This window comes from Nonomuraea sp. B10E15 (assembly GCF_039871615.1).
GTDB lineage: Bacteria > Actinomycetota > Actinomycetes > Streptosporangiales > Streptosporangiaceae > Nonomuraea.
Map to the genome: position 1 here is coordinate 39,092 of NZ_JBDPMB010000021.1, position 16,657 is coordinate 55,748.

Below are 16,657 nucleotides of genomic sequence, written 5' to 3' on the forward strand. Positions count from 1 at the left end.
CGCAGACCCTACCATCAAGGTACTTATTTTCCTTCTGCGGGGGATGACGATGGGCGAGGAAGCCGAGACGGTACTGATCCGCATCCGTGCGGCCATGCCCGCGCTGCGGCCGTCGGAGCGGCGCATCGCGGAGGAGTTCACCGGCGACCCCGCCGCCACCGCCAACCTGTCCATCGCCGAGCTGGCCGCCCGCTGCGAGACCTCCACGACCTCGGTGGTGCGCTTCTACCAGCGCATGGGGTACGCGCACTACAAGGACTTCAGGATCGACCTGACCAGGGCGGTGGCCAGGGAGGAGCTGGCCACCTCGAGCCTGCCGGAGGTGTCCGGCGACATCGACCGCCACGACAGCCTGGAGGGCATCGTCTCCAAGGTGGCGATGAACGAGACGCTGTCCATCGCCGACACGGCCCGCGCGCTGGACATGGAGGCGCTCGGCGAGGCGGTGGCGCTGCTGCTGGGGGCCCGCAGGATCGACACGTTCGGCGTCGGCGCGAGCGCCCTGGTGGGGCTCGACCTGCAGACGAAGCTGTCGCGCATCGGCCGTACCGCGATCAACTGGCACGACGCCCACTCGGCCTGGACCTCGGCGGCCACGCTCGACGGCGCCTGCGTGGCGGTGGCCGTCTCGCACACCGGCGCCACCACCGACACGGTCGAGTTCCTCGCGATCGCCCGCGCGTCGGGCGCCTCGACGGTGGCCATCACGAACTTCCGCGAGTCGCCGCTGGCCCGCGCGGCCGACGTGACGCTCACGACGGCCGCGCGGGAGACCAGGTTCCGCTCGGGGGCGCTGGGCAGCCGCATCGCCCAGCTCATGGTCGTCGACTGCCTGTTCACCGGCGTCGCCCAGGCCTCCTACGACGCGTCGATGGAGGCGCTGCGCAACACGTACGCGGTGGTGCACGACCGAGCCGCGCACAAACGCGGCTAGGTCACGTACGGCTCGAAGAAGCGGGTCAGCAGGCCGGTCAGGCGGTCGAGATACTCCTCGCCCGCCCGTGCGGTCGCCGGCCGGGGGTCGCCCAGCACGCCGATCTCCGACAGCGCCCTGGTGCCGTGCTCGAACAACCTGCGCGCGGTCGGCTCGTCGAACCGGCCGCCGAAGCCGGCCTCGGCCCGGTCCATGTCGACCAGGTCGGGCCGGAGCGCGAGCACGATCGACGTCTCGGCCTCCCCCGCGTGCGAGCCGCTGACCTCGGGCGGGAACCCGCGCTCCCGCCCGGCCTCCGCCAGCGCCCCCACGAACTCCTGCAGGTCGGTGTACGGGACGAGCCGGGCGCCGCCCACCCGGCCTTCCGTCTCCGCGAACAGCTCGGCCAAGGGGGCGAAGTTGCCGCCGTGGCTCGGCAGCACCAGCACGGTCTCGAACCCGTGGGCGGCCAGGCTCTCGCAGCAGCGCAGGATCACCGCCTTGAACGTCGCCTCGTCGAGGGTGACGGTGCCGGGGAAGGCCATGTGGTGGGTGGAGACCCCGAACGGGACGGTGGGGGCGAGGAGGACGCCGGGCAGCCGTGCGGCCACCCTGTCCGCGAGGGCGTCCCCGAGCATGGTGTCGGTGACCAGCGGCAGGTGAGGGCCGTGCTGCTCGGTGGAGCCCGCCGCGAACAGGACGGTCCGCGCGCCCGCGGCCATCCGCTCCTCGACCTGCGGCCAGCTCATCTCGGCCAGGCGCGGGACCGGTGTGAGGCTCATCGGGTGCTCCTCAGGTGGTCGACGAGCAGCCGCGCGACCGCTCCGACAGCGGCGTCGGCCCGGCCGTCGCGCAGGTCGAAGTCGTGCTGGCGCAGGAAGATCGCGACCGCGTACTCCTCGCCGTCGCCGAAGTCCACGACGCCCACCTCGTTCCTGACGCCGCCGTAGAAGGTGCCGGTCTTGCCGGCGATCGCCGGGCCGTCGCGGTAGGCGGTGGAGAGCCGGTGCGGGGCGTACTGCTGGAGCATGACGCGCCGCACCTCCTCGCAGGCCGCCGGCGGCCCGGCCTCGTCGCGCCAGACGAGGCTCAGCAGGGTGGTCATGTCGCGCGCGGTGGTGGTGTTGCCGGTGGTCCCGGCCAGGGCGGGGCTGGCGGCGACCGCGGCCCTGAGCGCGTCGCGGTCCCTGTTCAGCGGATCGCCGTCGAGATCGTCGAAGATCTCCGCGATCAGCCCGGCGCAGTCGAGGCGCACGGTGGTGTCGCGGATGCCGAGGGCGTCGAGCCGGGCGGCGATGCGGGCGGTGCCGACGATCCTCTGCAGCACGTCGGTCGCGGTGTTGTCGCTGACCTGCATCATCAGCAGGGCCAGGTCACGGACCGACAGCTCGACCTCGTCGAGCATCGAGGAGATGCCGCTCGGGCCAGGGCTGCGGACGTCGCCGGGCACCCGGATCCGCCGGGTGAGCGGCAGCTCGCCGGCCGCGGCCTGGCAGGCGACCTCCAGCAGGACCGCGACCTTGTACGTGGACGCGGCGACCTGGACCGCGTCGGCGTCGAGGGCGAGCTCGGCGCCGCCGCCGACGTGGCGGGCGTGGAAGGCTCCGGTCGTGCCCGCCGCGGCCAGGGTCTCGCGCGCTCGCTCGATGGTGGCCGGCGCGCCGGCGGTGACGGTCATGTCGTGCTCCCTGTCTCGTGCCATACCCGGTCGAAGACGCGCAGCCAGTTGCCGCCGAGCACGGCACGGGTCTCGTCCTCGGTGTAGCCGCGCTCGAGCAGCCGCTGGGTCAGGTTGGGCAGGCCCGACGCGTCGTCGAGGCCGGCCGGGAAGTGCCACGGCGGTGGCGGGTAGGTGGCCGCCGACCAGATGCCGTCGCGTACGTACTGCTCGTAGAGCTCCATCGGCGGGTTGCGGATCGTGTAGTCGATCCCGATGCCGACGTGCTCGACTCCGACGAGGTCGGCGACGTAGGTGATGGCGTCGACGAAGCGGTCGAGCGTCGGCGGCGACTGCCCGGACAGGAACCCGGGAAAGCCGTTGATCCCGACCAGCCCGCCGGTCGCGGCCAGGTCCCTGATCAGGGCGTCGGAGATGTTGCGGGAGCTGGGATGCAGCCCGGCGGGGTTGGAGTGGGAGGCGACGACCGGCGCGGTGGACAGGGCGATCGCCTCGTGGCTGGTGCGCGCGCCGGTGTGCGAGACGTCGATGACGATGCCCAGCCGGTTGAGCTCGGCGACGACCGTGCGGCCGAGCGAGCTGAGGCCGGCGTCCGACGCCTCCTCGCAACCGTCGCCGACAGGGCTGCGCTGGTTGTAGGCGAGCTGCACGACCCGCACGCCGAGCCGCCAGAACAGCTCGACGAGGTCGGCTTCGTACTCGAGCGCGTGGGTGCCCTGGAAGTGCAGGACCACGGCCAGCTTCCCGTCGGCCTTCGCCCGGCGGATCTGCTCGGCCGAGGTCGCGAGCACCAGCTGGTCCGGCCGTTCGCGCAGGTAGCGGAAGGCCTCGGCGAGCAGGGAGACCGCCCGGCGGCAGTCCTCGAACGCCACGAAGCTGACCACGCAGCAGGTGGCGCCGCCGTCGATCCAGGTCTGCAGCCGTTCCCTCCAGTGGAAGCCCGGACAGGTGCCGTCCACGACGATCGCCGCGTCGTGGAGGGCGCGCGCGGACCGGGTGACGGGCGTGGTCGTCGACACGGAGATCTCCCCTTACCTGACGTCGGGCGCGACCGGCCCGTCGTCCTCTGGCCGCCCCGCCCACAGGCCGCGGGCGTGGTTGACGTGCGTGGTCATCAGTGCCTCGGCGCCCGGCCTGTCGCCCGCGGCGAGGAGGTCGAGCAGGCGTACGTGCTCGCGTGCGGACTCCACGAGCGGCGCGGCTCCGCGCAGCTTCGGCAGCGCCGACAGCCGGGTCTGGTAACGCAGCACCCGGACGAGCTCGACGTAGCGCGGGTTGCCGAGGAGCGCGGTCAGCGACAGGTGGAACTCGCTGTCCAGCACGACGAACGCCACCATGTCGCCGTTGGCGGCGTGCTCGACGAGCTCTTCGGCCATCGGGCGCAGCTTCTCCAGCTCGGGCTCCGGCCTCAGGTCCGCCAGCCTGCCCATCGCGGGCACCTCGAGGGTCAGCCGGATCTCGACGATGTCGTCGAGCTCCTTGCCGGTCGCCACGCGTACGCGGAAGCCGCGGTTCTGCACCATCTCGACGAGCTCTTCCTTGGCGAGTTCGAGCACGGCCTCGCGGACGGGCGTCGCGGAGACGCCCAGCTGCGCCGCGATGGCGGACATCGAGTAGATCACGCCGGGGGTGAGGGATCCGGCGATGATCTGGCCCCGCAGCTGCGCCGCGGCCTCGTCGCGCAGGTTGCGGCGGGGCAGCGACTCGAACAGGGGCTCTGACCTCGTCATGTGGCGCTCCTTGTGCATCCAGCCCATTGACATGTCGTATGTAAGGTATTACCCATTAAGCCTTACAGGCAACGGGGGGTTAAGGAGAACTCAATGGTCGACCAAGCACCCCCCGGAACCCGGGTCTCCGTGACGAGACGCCAGCTGCTCGCCGGGGCCGCGACGCTCGCGGTCGGCGCGTGCGGGGGCGGCCGCCCCGCGACGCCCCGGAGCACCGGCGGACCTGCCGGCCCGCCGCGCAGGGGCGGAACGCTGCGGCTGCCGCTGACGGCGGAGCCGATCGCGCCGGCGTTCGACATGGGCACGAGGGCGGCGGGCTCGGTCGGCACCGCGGCCATCGCCACCCTCGCCTACAACGGGCTGGTCGAGGTGACCGACGGCGAGGTCGTCCCGCAACTCGCCGAGGCATGGGAGCGGGCCTCCCCCACGCGGTACGTCTTCGACCTGCGGCGCGACGTCGTCTTCCACGACGGCACACCGTTCGACGCCGCGGCCGTGAAGGCCAACCTCGACCGGCTGCTCGACCCGGAGGGCGGCGGGGTCAACCTGCCGCCGTTCCTCGAATCGGTGAAGGTCCTCGGCAGGCACCAGGTGGAGATGCGGCTGTCCCGCCCGGCCGCGTCGTTCCTGCCCTCGCTGCGCAGGGGGCGGGTGATGATGATGTCACCCGCCGCCGTGGCGAAGTTCGCGAAGTCCGATCCGTTCCGCGCCTCGATCGGCACCGGGCCCTACGTCTTCAAGGAATATCGCGCGGGCAACGTGATCCGCCTGGAGCGCAACGACGACTACTGGGGCGACGACAACTACCTCGACGCCATCACCTTCTCCATCATCCCGGACACCAACACCCAGATCATGGCGTTCCTGAACGACGAGTTCGACATGATCGGCGTGCTGCCCGGGCAGGCGACCCAGGTGAAGCGGCGCAGGGACGCCGTGCTGCGCGAGGACATCGGCAACACGTTCAACTACCTCACCTTCAACCAGGCGGTGAAGCCGTTCGACGACGTCGACGTGCGCCGCGGCTTCTCGGCCGCGCTCGACAGGGAGGGGATCGCCGCGGGGGTCCACGCCGGGCACGCCAAGGCCGCCCACGGGCCGTTCTCCCCCGCCATCGGCGCCGCCTTCGAGGACCTGTCGGGCGGCGCCGCCCAGGCGTACTCCGTCGACGAGGCGAAGAAGTTCCTCGCCAGGGCCGGGTACGACTTCGGCGCCGAGATCGCCTTCAACGCCTTCACCCAGTCGCCGTGGGCGCAGGAGGCCGACGCGATGGCGGCGCAACTGGAGCAGATCGGCGTCAAGGTGAAGCTGAACAAGGAGGACTTCGGCTCGTGGGCCGACCGCATCTACACCAGCCGCGACTTCGCGCTGACCAACAGCGGCCAGACGACCCGCACCGTCGATCCCGATGAGGTCATCTACCCGCTGGCGCACAGCAAGGGCGACCTCAACGTCTCCGGGGTCGACGACCCCGAGCTCGACGCCCTGCTGGAGAAAGCGCGCGCCGAGGGCGACTCCGGCCTGCGGGCGGAGATGTACCACGACGTCGCCCGCCTGGTGGCGGACAACGCCTACGCCGCCTTCACCGTGTGGCCCTCGACGCTGACCGCGATGAGCTCCAAGGTGGGCGGCTACACGTTCTCGCCCGGCGGCACCCACGGAGCGGCGCAATGCTGGCTGTCCGGATGAGCCGCGGCCGCCGGCTCGCGTCCGGCACGGTGGTGTCGCTGGCGGGCAGCGTTCTGCAGGCCACGGTGGTGGCCGCCGCCGCCACGTTCGTGGTGTTCCTGCTGATGCGGATGATTCCCGGCGATCCGGCCAGGATCCTCGCGGGGCCGGGCGGATCGGTCACTCCAGAACAGGTCGAGCGGACCCGCCGCGAGCTCGGGCTCGACGACCCGATCCCGCTCCAGTACTGGAACTGGATCACGGACGCCGTGCGGGGCGACTTCGGCAACTCCCTGGTCCTCAACGACACCGTCGCCGGCCTGCTCGCCGACCGGCTGATGATCACGGTGCAACTGTCGCTGTACGCGTTCGCGCTGGCGGTCGTGCTGGCGATCCCGCTGAGCCTGGTCGCCGCCCGCTGGCAGGGCGCCATCGCCGACAAGCTCTCCCGCCTGGCCGGCGCCACCGGCGTCGCGGTGCCGAGCTTCTGGCTCGCGCTGCTGCTGATCATCGTCGCCCAGGGCGTGTTGCCGACGTTCGGCTACGCGCCGCTGTCCGAAGGGCTCGGCACGCACCTCGCCCACATGCTGCTGCCGGCGCTGGCCCTCGGCGCCGGGTTCGCGACCCTGGTCTTCGAGACGACCAGGGCGGGCCTGATCGACACCCTGACCTCCGACTACGTCCGCACCGCCCGCGCGTTCCAGATCCCGGAGCGCCGGATCTACGGCCGGTACGCCCTGCGCAACGCCTTCCTGCCCACGCTCACGATCTTCGGCCTGGAGGCCGGCGCCCTGATGGCCGGCGCGCTGCTGGTGGAGAACGCGTTCGCGCTCCCCGGCATGGGCCGGCTGATCGTGCAGGGCGTGTTGTCGCGGGACTATCCCGTGGTGCAGGCGTGCATCCTCGTGATCGTAGTGATCTTCGTGGCCGTCAACCTGCTGATGGACCTGCTCTACGCCGTGGTCGACCCGAGAGTGAGGCGATCGCGTGGCTGAACGGACGATCGCGGCGCCCGCGCTGCTGCGGCCGCTGACCCAGAAGATCACCTGGTTCCTGCTGGCGGTGTTCGTGCTCGTGGCCGCCACCGCTCCCCTGCTCGCGCCGTACGACCCGCACGCCCAGGATTTGCGCAACACGCTCATGCCGCCGGGCCCCGGGCACCTGCTGGGCACCGACGACTTCGGCCGCGACCAGCTCAGCCGGCTGTGCTACGCGCTGCGTTCGTCGCTGCTCATCAGCCTGGCGACGACCGCGGCGGTGGCGGCGGCGGGGATCCCGCTCGGCCTGCTCGCCGGATACGCCCGGGGGCTCGCGAACGTGCTCATCGCCCGCGCCATCGACGTGGGGCTGGCGCTGCCGTCGCTGGTGCTCGCCCTCGGCCTGATCGCCGCGCTCGGCGCCGGGGTGCGCAGCACCGTCATCGCCCTCGCGGTCGGCTACACCCCCTACCTCGCGCGGGTCGTGCGCGGCGTCGTGCTGCGGGTCCGGCAGGAGGAGTACGTCGAGAGCGCCCGGGTCAGCAACGTGCCGCCGTGGCGGATCGCCGTGCGGCACGTCGTCCCGAACACGCTCGGCGTGACATCCGTCCAGCTCACGCTGATCTTCGCGTTCGCCGTCATCGGGGAGGCGGGCCTGAGCTTCGTCGGGCTGGGCGTGCAACCGCCGACGGCCTCGCTGGGCAACCTGCTGGCCGACGGCTCCGCCCACAGCCTCGACCTGCCGATCCTCACCGTGGCGCCCGGCCTGGTGATCGCCGTCCTCGTCATCGCCCTGCTCTTCGCCGGGGACGGCATCCGCGACGCGCTCGACCCCCGGAGACGCCGATGACCGAGACCCTGCTGGCCCTCGACGGCGTCGCGATCGGCCTGGCCGCCGATCCGCGGGTCCGTGCCGTCGACGGGATCGACCTGCACGTCGCCCCGGGCGAGGCCGTCGCCCTGGTCGGGGAGAGCGGTTCGGGCAAGTCCGTCACCGCCTACGCCGCCCTGGGCCTGCTGGCGCCCGCCCTGCGCGCGTCCGGCACGCTCCGGCTCGGCGCCGGCTCCTACGACCTCGGCGACCCGGGCGGGCTCAGGCCGCTGCGCGGCGGCGAGATCAGCATGGTCTTCCAGGACCCCGGCACCTCGCTGAACCCGGTGATGACCGTAGGGCGCCAGCTGGAGGACGTGCTGCGGCGGCACGGCCGCACGCCCCGCCGCGAGCGGTGGCGGCGCGTGGTCGAGCTGCTCGCCGAGGTCGGCGTCGCCGCGCCCGACCGGGTGGCGCGGGCCTTTCCCTTCGAGCTCTCCGGCGGCATGCGCCAGCGGGTCCTCATCGCCATGGCCCTGTCCTGCGAGCCCCGGCTGCTCATCGCCGACGAGCCCACCACCGCCCTGGACACGACCGTCCAGGCCCAGATCATGGACCTGCTCATGACCCTGGTGCGCGACAGGGGGATGGCCATGCTGTTCATCTCCCACGACCTGGGCCTCGTCGCCGAGTCCTGCCGGCGGATGTACGTGATGTACGCCGGCCGCGTCGTGGAGAGCGGGCCGGTGGCCGACGTCCTGCGCCGCCCCCGGCATCCCTACACCCGGGCGCTGATCGGCTGCCGCCCCGCCGCGGGCCGGCGGCTCGCGCGGCTGCCCAGCATCCCCGGCACCGTGCCGCCGATCGGGTCCATGCCGGACGGCTGCCGGTTCGCGCCGCGGTGCCCGATCGCCGTCGAGGAGTGCCGTACCACCGATCCGGAGTTGCGCGCCGTCGGCGGGGGCGTCAGCGTGGCGTGCCCGCGGGCCAGTGAGGAGGAGTCGTGAGCGCCACGTCACCGGTCCTGCGTGCCGCGAACCTGTCCCGGTCGTTCCGGGTGCGGGGCACCGGGCACGAGGTACGGGCCCTGCGCGGGGTGGATCTGAGCGTCCCTGCGGGATCGGCCGTCGGGCTGGTCGGGGAGAGCGGCAGCGGCAAGTCGACGTTCGCCCGGATCGTCGCCGGCCTGTTGCGGCCGAGCTCCGGAGAGCTGGAGCTGATGGGCACCGGTGTCGCCGGCCTGTCGGAAAGGCGCAGGCGCAGGCTCGCCGTCCCGATCCAGATGATCTTCCAGAACCCGCGGGCCTCGCTGAACCCGCGGCTGCCCGTGCGCCGGTGCGTCGCGGAGCCGCTCCTGGCGCAGGGCCTGCGCCCGGGCAGGCAGGAGATCCTCGGCCTGCTCGACCGGGTGGGGCTGCCCGCCAGGGTCGCGGACCTGCACGCGCACGAGCTGTCCGGCGGGCAGTGCCAGCGGGTGGCCATCGCGCGGGCCGTCGCGGCCAGGCCCGCGCTCATCGTCGCCGACGAACCCGTCTCGGCGCTCGACGTCTCCGTCCAGGCCCAGGTGCTCAACCTGCTCAAGGACATCCAGGAGGAGTCCGGCACGTCGTTCCTGTTCATCAGCCACGACCTCGGCGTCGTCCGCTTCTTCTGCGACCAGGTCAACGTGCTGTACCTGGGCCAGATCGTCGAGCGCGGCGACGCGGAGAGCGTCTTCGCGGGCCCCCGGCACCCGTACACCGAGGCCCTGGCCTCGGCGGTCCCCGCCGTCTCGCCGTCGGACCGGCCGCGGCGCATCGTCCTGGACGGGGAGCCACCGCGGCCCGAGCAGCCTCCGCGCGGCTGCGCCTTCCACACCCGCTGCCATCGCAGGATCGGCCCGATCTGCGACGAGAGCGCGCCGCGGCCCGTGCCCACCGCCACCGGCGTCACCCGCTGCCACCTGGAGGCCTGACTCCGCGCCGTGCTTCCCGGTACCGGTTCACAGCCCTGATTCACCTGGGGTTCACTGCGCCGGCCTAGCTTGTAGCCCCATGAGCTGGAGGTACCGTGCCAACGCCACACTCGAAGGACTGACGGGATACACGTTGACGCGCCGCCTGCGCAGGGAGGCGCCGAGACCGGCCGCCAAGCCGCCGCCTGAGCTGCGGCGGCTGCCGGGCGACGCGGTACGGCCGCCCGTCGACGGCGCGCACGACCGGTTGTTGCGCGAACCGGTGTTCCTGCTGTCGTCCGTGCGGTCGGGCTCGACGCTGCTGCGCGTCATGCTCGACAGCCACTCGCGGATCCACTCGCCGATCGAGACGCACTTCCGCCGGGTGACCGTCGGCCTCGGCACCGATCCCGTACGGCAGGCCATGGACCTGCTCGGCCACACCCACAGCGACATCGAGCACATCGTCTGGGACCGGCTGCTGCACCGGGAGCTGAGCCGCAGCGGCAAGCCGATCCTGGCGGAGAAGACGCCGAGCAACGTGTTCGCCTGGCGGCGGATCTCGACCTGCTGGCCGGACGCGCGTTTCGTGTTCCTGCTGCGCCACCCCATGTCGATCGTGCAGTCCTGGCACGAGGCCGACCCGCCCAAGCGGCCCATGGAGGAGGCCGTGCCGCGCACGCTGAGTTACATGACCTACCTCCAGGAGGCCCGCACGCACCTGGAGGGCCTGACGCTGCGCTACGAGGACCTGGTCGCCGACCCCGAGGCGGAGCTGCGCCGGCTCTGCGCGTTCCTGGATCTCGCGTACGAGCCCGCCATGCTCGCCTACGGCGACCAGGACCACGGCGCCTTCGTCAAGGGCATCGGCGACTGGCGTGACAAGATCCGCGCCGGCACCGTCGTCGCGGCCCGCCCGCTGCCCGCGGCCGAGGAGATCCCGGAGGCGCTCCACCAGATCTGCCGCCAGTGGGGCTATCTCCGGTGAGTGACTTTTCTCACCGCCGTGGATGCCATGCTGTGACAGAGTTCGCCGGTGATTTGCCCGCTGTTCCCCGCAACCTCCGATATGTTGCCCTTCGTGATCAACGGGCTCTCCCGCCGCACCTTGTTCGCCGGAACTCTCGCCGGCCTCGCGGCGCCCTCAGCGGCCTCCCTGGCCCCCTCGGCGGCAGACGCGGCAGCCGTCCGCGGCCGCCTTCCCTCACGGCCGAACATCCTGCTCGTCCTGGCCGACGACCTCGGATGGGGTGAGATCGGCAGCCAGGGACAGCGCAAGATCCACACGCCCAACCTGGACCGGATGGCCGCCGAGGGCGTGCGGTTCGCGACGGCGTACTCGGGTGCGCCGCTGTGCGCGCCGGCACGCTGCGCGTTGCTCACCGGGCTGCACGCCGGCCACGGCACCGTGCGTGACAACCCCGAAGGCGGGCCGCAACGCTCGTTGACCGACGCCGACCTCACCTTCGCCGAGCTGCTGCGGCTGTCCGGCTACCGGACGGCCTGCATCGGCAAGTGGGGCTTCGGCCCCGAGCAGCCCCACCAGGCCTCCCACCCGAACGTGCGCGGCTTCGACGAGTTCTTCGGCTACATCACCCACCGGCACGCCCACCACTACTTCCCGTCGTACCTGTGGCACAACGACAGGAGGGTGTCCGTCCCCGGCCGGTCGTACGCGCCGCACCTGTTCCGCGAGAAGGCGGCCGAGTTCATCGCCAAGGGCGACGACGACCCGTTCCTGCTCTACTACGCCAGCAACCTGCCGCACGCGCCCAGCGCCGTCCCCGGCGACGCGGGCGTCTACGAGAAGGAGCCGTGGAGCGAGGCGAACCGCCGCCACGCCGCACAGGTGACACGGCTCGACACCGACGTCGCCGCCCTGCTGCGGGCGCTGCGGGACGCCGGCGTCGCCGAGCGCACGCTCGTGCTGTTCACCAGCGACAACGGCCCCCACCGTGAGAAGGGCGTGACGCCCCGGCTGTTCAACTCCAACGGCCCGTACCGCGCCGACAAGCGCGACGTGTACGAAGGCGGCATCCGCGTGCCGCTGATCGCCTGGTCGCCAGGGTTACGCCATCGCGTCGAGCGGCAGCCGGTCGCGTTCTGGGACGTGCTGCCGACGCTGGCGGACCTGGCGGAGGTGCCGGTGCCCGCCCACCTCGACGGGCGGTCGTTCCGCGGCCTGCTCACCGGCGGGAACGCGCCCAGGCACGATCACCTGGTGTGGAACCGGCCGCGCAAGGCCCAGGCCATCCGGCGCGGCCGGTGGAAGGTCGTCCGGTTCTCCCCGAACATCGCCGGCGCCGGGCCCGAGGGCCGGGTCGAGCTCTACGACCTGTCCGCCGACCCCGGCGAGAAGCTCGACCTGGCGGCGGACCGCCCCGAGCTGACCGCCGAACTGCTGGCCACCCTCGACGCGTCCATCGGGTCCGATCCGCGCCTCCCGTACGGGCTGCGCACGAGGCTCACGGACGACCAGGTCATCGTGACCCTGCACAACGGGTCGTCCCGTCCGTGGCGCGGGGTCGAGCTGGGACTCGACGGGCCGCGCAAGCGGCGGGCGCACCGGGTGGCGCGGCTGGAGCCGGGCACGGCGGTCACGGTCGGCTTCCCGCTCCCCGCCAAGCGCCGCGGGCGCATCGTCGCGCGCGCCGCCTTCACCGCGGGCGGCCGGAGGCAGGTCTTCCGCGCACGGCACGTCAAGCGCACGGACGCGCCGCCCACGCTCCAGCCCGTCACGTGAGCGCGTCGCCGGCCGCCCGGCGAACGGGCTCCGGGCGGCAGGCGACGTGAGCCCCGGCGACGCGTGAGGGGGGAGGCCCGAGCACGGCCCTCCCCCCCCTCATTCCGGCGCGCGAGCACCCTCGCGCGGGCGCTCAGCGCGTGGCGTAGGCGCGGATCACCTCCTGCGCCAGGGTGTTGCCGTTGACGTCGGAGGCGTTGAGCCGCAGCGAGACGAACCCGGACGGCGACCGGCCGATGGTCGTCTCGTACCTACGGTCGCCCTTGTCCCGCAGGCGGACAGGCTTCCACGTGGCGCCGTCGTCGTACGACACCTCCAGCGCGACGTCCCTGATCGCGCTCTGCTCCGCGCCCTCCTGGTGGTAGAGGGACAGGCCCAGCTTCCGCGACCTGGCCCGGTTCTTCAGGTCGACCGGCGCGTCGAACGTGGCCAGCAGCAGCGGGATCACCGCCGTTTCCGCGGCGCGCTCGGAGGCGAAGGTCCACACCCCCTTGGTACGCGTGGACAACTTCGCCCAACCGGCCTCGTTGGCCAGGTCGTACTCGATCCGGTAGTCCGCCTTCTCCGGGGAGAGCGTGCCCGACCCCGACGGCAGGTAGTTCGTCTGCCACAGGAGCGTGTCGCCCTGGTAGAGCCGGAAGTCGGTCTTCATGCCGTGCTCGAACTTGCTGGTGTGGGTGTCGCCGTAGTTGCGGGCGGCGTCCACGAAGCCCTGCATGGACACGCGCAGCTTGTCGCCCTCCCTGCGCATGGGGTTGCGCGGGTTGATGCCCGGCAGCAGCGGCTGCTTGAACACCGAGCGCCCGACCCGCTCGCCCGCCTCGTACGGGCGGAAGTCCGGCGAGGACAGCGCGATGCGCGGCGTGTCCGGGTGCGGCCACATGGTGTTGTAGTGCCGCTCGGGAACGCCGGCCGACGTGGCCCAGCGCAGGTCGGGCCCGGGGGTGACGTAATCGGTCCGGGTGCGCGGCGCCTTGGCCATCGGATGGTTCGTGGAGACCGACGTGGTGTCCCAGGGCTGGAAGACGAACCTGGCCTCGTTCACCGTCACGTCGCCGGCGAGCTGGGTGTGGAAGTCCGTCTCGATCCTCGCCAGCGACCTCGACCTGACCACGTAGCGCGGCCTGTCGCGCACCTGGCCCTTCTCCTGGAGGAACAGGTCGTAGACGTACGGGCTGGCGACGACGCCCTTGGCCACGATCGGCACCGGCAGCCGGCGCAGCCGCTGGACGAGCTTCAGCCCTTCCTCATGCGTCAGCCGCACGGTCGGGACGGCGAGCTTGACACCGTTGCCGCCGGTGGTGACGTCGTGGCCCGGCTGGTCGCTGTAGACGGCAACCATCCTCGCCCCGGCCGCCGCGGCCGCGTTGGACTGCGTGGAGACCGGAACTCCGGGCGTGCGGCGGATGACGGCGAGCTTGCCGCGCAGGTCGCGCGCCTTGATCTCGCCGGGGCTGCCTCGTCCCGCGTCGGCCGCCATGAGCAGCCGGGTGCCGTCCAGGCGCGGGTACTCGGTGGCGAAGTCGCTGAACTGGACCGGGTCCGCGTACTGGGGTTCCAGTTCGAGCCCGGGGGTGGTGAGGGTGATCTCGGGAGCCGTCAGCCGCCACCGGGTGGAGACGGTGAACGTGCCCTTGGTGACCTTCTCGGTGGGCTGGACGAACAGCCGCTCCTCCACCTGGCCGCCGGGCGCGATGTGGGTCCCGCCGCGCAGCGCGGTGCCCTGCTCCCCCGCCCGGTACCACCGCAGCGCGGCGGCCGAGCCGGTGTTCCGCTTGGTCCTGTGGTCGGGCGTCTCGACCTCGACCTCGACGGCCTTGCGGGCGTCCAGCACCACCTCGGTGTCCTCGGTGATCGTCATCTCGGGGTCGCCGAGCAGGCTCTCGTTGAGCGGCTTGCCCTTCGCGGTGCTGTCCTGGGTGGCCGGCATGGTGAAGATGTGGCCGAGCACCGAGTACGTGCCGGGCTTGACGAGCAGGCACGTGCCCTTGCCGTACTTCTGCTCGGTGCACGGCTGCGCGGGCTCGCCGGGAAGCACGCGGCCGACCAGGGTGCCCTCGTCCAGGTCGAGCACGGTGAAGCCGCCGCGGCCCGGTCGGCCGTCCCTGGCGATGCCGCGGACGCGCAGCTCGACGCGCTTCTCCTCGACGTCGGCGGTCAGCAGCGTGCGCACGGGTACGCCGCCCGCGACGGCGGCCGTCAGCTCCTGGCGCACGAGGCCGGTCTTGTCCGCCTTGAGCGTGACCGTGGCCTCGGCCGTGCCCGACGCGGGCACGGTGAGCCCGGCCGGCTCGACGGCGAACGCGCCGCCGCTCGACAGGTCCAGGTCCGCGGGCTGCTGCCCCAGGTTGTGGTAGGTGACGGTGAGGCTCTTCCCCTCGCCGGGGGCGAGCCTGCCGAAGTTGACCGAGCCCGCCGAGGCCGCGACCGGGTTCTTCAGCGCGGCGGCCACGTCGATCCTGCCCGCGCCCTGCGCGTCGACGGGGATGTCCTTGCCGGGCCTGGCGGTGGCCATGAGCAGCGACTTCAGCTCGCCGCCCGTGACGCCGGGGCGGGCCTGGCGCACCAGGGCCGCGGCGCCCGCGACGTGCGGGGTGGCCATGGAGGTGCCGGACATCGCGGCGTGGCCGCCGCCGGGCTTCGCGGCGGAGATGTCCACGCCCGGCGCGGTCACGTCGGGCTTGACGGCCTGGTCGGCGACGATCGGGCCCTTGCTGGAGAAGTCGGCCAGCCGGTCCTCGCGGTCGACCGCCCCGACGGTCAGCGCCTCGGGGGCGTCGCCGGGGGTGCCCACGCACGAGTCGCAGCCGTCGTTGCCCGCGGCCACCACGAACAGCGTCCCGTACTGCTCGCTCAGCCGGGAGACCGCGGCGGTCAGCGGGCCGCCCGGCTCCTGGCTGCCCAGGCTCATGTTGACGATCTCGGCGCGCTGCTCGCCGGCCGCCCACTCCATGCCGTCGATGATCCACGACAGCTGGCCGAAGCCGTCGCCGGCGAGGACCCGGCCGTTGAGCAGCCTGGCGCCGGGCGCCACGCCCTTGCCGCCGCCGTCCGTGCCGGCTCCCGCTATCGTGCTCGCGACGTGGGTGCCGTGGCCGTGCGGGTCGCCCGTGACGTTCTCCCCGGTGAAGTCGCGCTGACCGGCGACCTTGCCCGCGAGGTCCGGGTGCGCGGCGTCCACGCCGGTGTCGAGCACGGCGACGGTGGTGCCGGCGCCGTCGTACCCGGCGGCCCAGGCCTCGGGCGCGCCGATCTGCGGCACGCTGTGCTCCAGGACCGGCTTCACCTTGCGGTCGAGCCAGATCTTCGACACGCCCGCCAACGGCCCGGCGGCGCGGGCGTCCGGGCCGTCCAGCTTGGCCAGCTCCGCCCCGAACGCAGCCGCGTCCCGCTCGGCCACCGACACGCCCGTCCCGCCGATGCTCTCCAGCGTGCGGACCTGCTTCACGGACGGCGGCGCGGCCTTGGGGGCGTTCCCCTCGTGGGTGAAGATCAGCGGGATGGCGTCGTCGTACCCCTGCTCGGCCAGCGCCGTCACGTTGAACAGCGCGCTGTCGAGCCGCTCGGGCACCAGGGCGGCGACGTCGTCGGGGATGACGCTCAGCTCCCCGTCCGACTCCAGCACCTGGAACGTCGGCACGGAGCCGTCCGCCCTGGGCGCGGGGGTGACGGCCACGGTCCTGTGCTCACCGTCCACGGCGCGCACGCGTACGCGATCACCGGTGACCAGCGTGATCTCGTCGCCCGCCGCGTCGCTCGTGAACTCCACGGGCGGCGCGGCGAGCGCGTGCGCGCCAGGAGCCGGCAGCAGCGCGGCGGTCATGACGGCCGTGACGGCCGTGACCGTTCCGCGCCGCCACCCCTGCCGCCACCCCCGCCGCCGTCGTCTCGCGCGCCCTAACCCATGCAGCATGAACGACCTCCAGAAATCGGTAAGCACGAATATCCGACTTCCTAGCGGCCCTGAGCTGGCGCTGTCTATGAAGTTGGCGTGGCCAGATCCCGACTTGTCGTGGATCCGCCACCCCCGGGCCGCATCCTCACGCTGTCCGCGGATGCGACCCGGGGGTCAGGTGACCCAAGCTTCGAACTCATGGACGCGGGCGGAGGGTCGGAGTTCCGCATGGGGCGGGTGACGACCAGCCGGACGTGCTGTGCTGTGACGGTGAGGGGATGGGTGCTGGTGGCGGTGTTGCCGGTAACC

13 protein-coding genes are annotated in these 16,657 nt (G+C 72.6%); 8 read left to right on the forward strand and 5 right to left on the reverse strand.

Going from position 1 to position 16,657, the window contains the following annotated elements; genetic code table 11:
* The first annotated feature begins 49 nt into the window (after window positions 1-49).
* Entirely contained in the window at window positions 50-934 is an 885-nt protein-coding gene (locus ABGB14_RS38880; RefSeq protein WP_347648865.1) for a MurR/RpiR family transcriptional regulator, read from the forward strand.
* Here ABGB14_RS38880 and ABGB14_RS38885 read toward each other — a convergent pair.
* Genes ABGB14_RS38885 through ABGB14_RS38900 form a run of 4 tightly spaced genes read right to left on the reverse strand, consistent with a single transcriptional unit; the run spans window position 931 to window position 4,321 of the window.
* Complete coding sequence (locus ABGB14_RS38885; RefSeq protein ID WP_347648866.1) at window positions 931-1,695, reverse strand: creatininase family protein; 765 nt, start codon at window positions 1,693-1,695, stop codon at window positions 931-933. The two genes, ABGB14_RS38880 and ABGB14_RS38885, sit on opposite strands and share 4 nt — an antisense overlap.
* Complete coding sequence (locus ABGB14_RS38890) at window positions 1,692-2,591, reverse strand: serine hydrolase (RefSeq protein ID WP_347648867.1); 900 nt, start codon at window positions 2,589-2,591, stop codon at window positions 1,692-1,694. Before ABGB14_RS38890 ends, ABGB14_RS38885 begins: the two co-directional genes overlap by 4 nt.
* Window positions 2,588-3,610 (reverse strand): dipeptidase, encoded by a 1,023-nt coding sequence (locus ABGB14_RS38895; RefSeq protein ID WP_347648868.1) that lies wholly within the window; start codon window positions 3,608-3,610, stop codon window positions 2,588-2,590. The genes ABGB14_RS38890 and ABGB14_RS38895 overlap by 4 nt, the downstream gene beginning before the upstream one ends.
* Window positions 3,611-3,622: 12 nt before the next feature.
* Entirely contained in the window at window positions 3,623-4,321 is a 699-nt protein-coding gene (locus ABGB14_RS38900) for a GntR family transcriptional regulator (RefSeq protein ID WP_347648869.1), read from the reverse strand.
* A gap of 129 nt (window positions 4,322-4,450) precedes the next feature.
* Here ABGB14_RS38900 and ABGB14_RS38905 point away from each other — a divergent pair, with 129 nt between their 5' ends.
* The 7 genes from ABGB14_RS38905 (at window position 4,451) to ABGB14_RS38935 (ending at window position 12,453) form a co-directional block, all read left to right on the forward strand.
* Window positions 4,451-6,010 carry an ABC transporter substrate-binding protein gene (locus tag ABGB14_RS38905; protein ID WP_347648870.1) on the forward strand — a complete coding sequence of 520 codons (1,560 nt, stop codon included), beginning with the start codon at window positions 4,451-4,453 and terminating at the stop codon, window positions 6,008-6,010.
* A complete protein-coding gene (locus ABGB14_RS38910; RefSeq protein ID WP_347648871.1) occupies window positions 5,992-6,984 on the forward strand; it encodes an ABC transporter permease in 993 nt (330 codons plus the stop codon). Before ABGB14_RS38905 ends, ABGB14_RS38910 begins: the two co-directional genes overlap by 19 nt.
* Complete coding sequence (locus tag ABGB14_RS38915) at window positions 6,977-7,816, forward strand: ABC transporter permease (RefSeq protein WP_347648872.1); 840 nt, start codon at window positions 6,977-6,979, stop codon at window positions 7,814-7,816. The genes ABGB14_RS38910 and ABGB14_RS38915 overlap by 8 nt, the downstream gene beginning before the upstream one ends.
* Window positions 7,813-8,784, forward strand: a complete 972-nt coding sequence (locus ABGB14_RS38920) for an ABC transporter ATP-binding protein (RefSeq protein ID WP_347648873.1) — start codon at window positions 7,813-7,815, stop codon at window positions 8,782-8,784. The genes ABGB14_RS38915 and ABGB14_RS38920 overlap by 4 nt, the downstream gene beginning before the upstream one ends.
* On the forward strand, window positions 8,781-9,731 hold the full coding sequence (locus ABGB14_RS38925; RefSeq protein WP_347648874.1) for an oligopeptide/dipeptide ABC transporter ATP-binding protein: 951 nt from the start codon (window positions 8,781-8,783) through the stop codon (window positions 9,729-9,731). Before ABGB14_RS38920 ends, ABGB14_RS38925 begins: the two co-directional genes overlap by 4 nt.
* Window positions 9,732-9,810: 79 nt before the next feature.
* The gene (locus tag ABGB14_RS38930; protein WP_347648875.1) at window positions 9,811-10,698 is read left to right on the forward strand and encodes a sulfotransferase; all 888 of its coding nucleotides are present in this window, start codon (window positions 9,811-9,813) and stop codon (window positions 10,696-10,698) included.
* A gap of 93 nt (window positions 10,699-10,791) precedes the next feature.
* Window positions 10,792-12,453: an arylsulfatase gene (locus tag ABGB14_RS38935; RefSeq protein ID WP_347648876.1), complete on the forward strand. Its 1,662-nt coding sequence runs from the start codon at window positions 10,792-10,794 to the stop codon at window positions 12,451-12,453.
* Between the two features lie 133 nt (window positions 12,454-12,586).
* Here ABGB14_RS38935 and ABGB14_RS38940 read toward each other — a convergent pair whose 3' ends face one another.
* Complete coding sequence (locus ABGB14_RS38940; RefSeq protein ID WP_347648877.1) at window positions 12,587-16,366, reverse strand: S8 family serine peptidase; 3,780 nt, start codon at window positions 16,364-16,366, stop codon at window positions 12,587-12,589.
* Window positions 16,367-16,657: the final 291 nt, after the last annotated feature.

Excerpts from the sequence above, each read along its gene's own strand:
- ABGB14_RS38920 (WP_347648873.1), top strand. The coding sequence starts at position 7,813 with ATGACCGAGACCCTGCTGGCCCTCGACGGCGTCGCGATCGGCCTGGCC.
- ABGB14_RS38910 (WP_347648871.1), top strand. The coding sequence starts at position 5,992 with ATGCTGGCTGTCCGGATGAGCCGCGGCCGCCGGCTCGCGTCCGGCACG.
- ABGB14_RS38885 (WP_347648866.1), bottom strand. The coding sequence starts at position 1,695 with ATGAGCCTCACACCGGTCCCGCGCCTGGCCGAGATGAGCTGGCCGCAG.
- ABGB14_RS38940 (WP_347648877.1), bottom strand. The coding sequence starts at position 16,366 with ATGCTGCATGGGTTAGGGCGCGCGAGACGACGGCGGCGGGGGTGGCGG.
- ABGB14_RS38930 (WP_347648875.1), top strand. The coding sequence starts at position 9,811 with ATGAGCTGGAGGTACCGTGCCAACGCCACACTCGAAGGACTGACGGGA.
- ABGB14_RS38900 (WP_347648869.1), bottom strand. The coding sequence starts at position 4,321 with ATGACGAGGTCAGAGCCCCTGTTCGAGTCGCTGCCCCGCCGCAACCTG.
- ABGB14_RS38880 (WP_347648865.1), top strand. The coding sequence starts at position 50 with ATGGGCGAGGAAGCCGAGACGGTACTGATCCGCATCCGTGCGGCCATG.
- ABGB14_RS38890 (WP_347648867.1), bottom strand. The coding sequence starts at position 2,591 with ATGACCGTCACCGCCGGCGCGCCGGCCACCATCGAGCGAGCGCGCGAG.